This window comes from Microbacterium sp. Bi128 (assembly GCF_918698205.1).
This window is the reverse complement of sequence record NZ_CAKKMM010000985.1, coordinates 1-1,925: the sequence shown is the minus strand read 5'-3', so window position 1 is coordinate 1,925 and position 1,925 is coordinate 1. Positions and strand designations below refer to the sequence as shown.

At 68.7% G+C, this 1,925-nt stretch carries 2 protein-coding genes; both read left to right on the top strand.

All coding sequences use genetic code 11. From position 1 onward, the window contains the following. Positions 1-234 precede the first annotated feature (234 nt). Positions 235-1,296, top strand: a complete 1,062-nt coding sequence (locus tag LQV45_RS28855; RefSeq protein WP_230010442.1) for a LacI family DNA-binding transcriptional regulator — start codon at positions 235-237, stop codon at positions 1,294-1,296. 85 nt (positions 1,297-1,381) lie between these two features. Continuing rightward, positions 1,382-1,925: glucuronate isomerase (locus LQV45_RS28850; RefSeq protein WP_230010440.1), on the top strand; the 544-nt coding region annotated here is incomplete at its 3' end.

Here is a 1,925-nt window from a genome sequence, read left to right as displayed (position 1 = left end):
AGGGTGTCCGGCTGGCCAACGCCATCCACCTCTCGAGCTGGACCGGCACGGAAGGGGCGCTGGACTTCGACGAGGACGAGTTCCTCGCCGAGCTGAACAAGCGCATCGCGGACGAGGGCAAGTTCGCCGAGCGCTCCTAGCCCGCCCCGCCCCGCCGCAGCAGGGGCCGTTTTGAGCACTCAAAACGGCCCCTGCTGGGGGCTGGTTGGGTTGTTTCCTCGTTAGGATGGGGCGGTGACTGAACCCAAGACGCCGGACGCTGCCGCAACAACCGACCCGGCCAAGAAGCACTCCCGGTCCGGAAAGTCCCACGCCACCATCTACGACATTGCCAAGGTTGCCGGCGTCAATCCTTCCACCGTCTCACGGGCGCTGAGCAAGCCCGGCCGGGTCAGCGCCAAGACGCAGAAACTCATCGAGGACGCGGCCGCCGAGCTGAACTACCAGGTCAATCCGTTCGCCCGCGCGCTGCCCACCGGCCGCACCAACACCTTCGGCCTGATCGTCGCGGACATCACCAACCCCACCTTTTTCGACATCATCCGCGGGGCGGAAACGACCGCCACGCTGCGGGACTACACCCTGGTGCTGGCCGAGTCGGCCGAGTCCGGCGTCACCGAACTGACGGCAGCACGCCGGATGATGGCCACCGTGGACGGCCTCATCCTGGCCAGCCCCCGCATGGGCGACGACGACATCCGCGCCATCGCCCGGGACAAGCCGGTGGTGGTCATCAACCGCGAGGTCGACGGCGTGCCGTGCGTGGTTCCCGACGTCAACAAGGGCATCAGCGAGGCAGTCCGCAGCCTGGCCGCCAACGGGCACCACAAGGTTGCCTTTGTTGCCGGGCCGCCGCAGTCCTGGATGTCCGCGCGCCGCTGGGAAGGCGTGCAGGCGGCCTGCGAGTGGTCCCGGCTCGAAGCCGTGCGGCTGGAATCCACCAAACCCACGATCGACGGCGGCCGCCAGGTGGCGCGCGACGTCCGGACAAGCGGCGCCACGGCGGTGCTGACCTACAACGACCTCCTGGCCATCGGGCTCATGCAGGAACTCCAGGCCGCCGGCATGGTGGTCCCGGACCAGATCAGCATCGTGGGCTTCGACGACATCTTCGGCGCGGATTTCACCACGCCCCCGCTCACCACCGTGCGCTCGCCGCTGGGGGAGTGCGGCTCCGGCGCCGCGACGCTGCTCCTTGATCTGCTGCACGGTGGTGGGGAACCGGCCGCCACGCTGCGCGTCGAGACGGAGCTGGTGCTGCGCGGCTCGAGCGGGCGGCTGCTGCCCGCGGGCTAGCCACACCTGTGAGGCCATCCGCAACTTGATGGCAATTATTGGCAACCGGTTGACAAATGCCGGAGACAAGCCGGACCATTGATCTATGTCACAGTCGATTGCCGCCAACCCAGACCGGCTTCTGCCCGCGGATCCCGGAACGCGCAGCATTGCGCGAGACCTCCTCCAGCGCGGCCAGGACCTCCCCATCATTTCCCCGCACGGGCACGTTGATGCCGCCGTCATCGAGCACAACAGCCCCTTCCCGGACCCGGCAGCGCTGCTGGTCAGCCCGGACCACTACGTCACCCGGCTGATCCACGCCAGCGGCGTCCCGCTGGACCGGCTCCGGGGCTCGGCCGCGGCGGAACCGGACTCCCGCACGGTCTGGCGCGAGTTCCGCAAGGCCTGGCCGCTCTTCGAAGGCACGGCCTCCGGCTACTGGCTCCGCACCCAGTTCAGCAGCGTCTTCGGCCTCCAGCAGGAGATCAACGCCGAGACCGCCGACGCCAGCTACGACGCGATCTCCGCCAAGCTGCTGGAGCCCGGCTTCCGTCCCCGCCAGCTCTTCAAGGACTTCAACATCGAGGTGCTGGCCACCACCGACGACCCCCTGGACAGCCTCGCCAGCCACGCGGCGATCGCCGAGG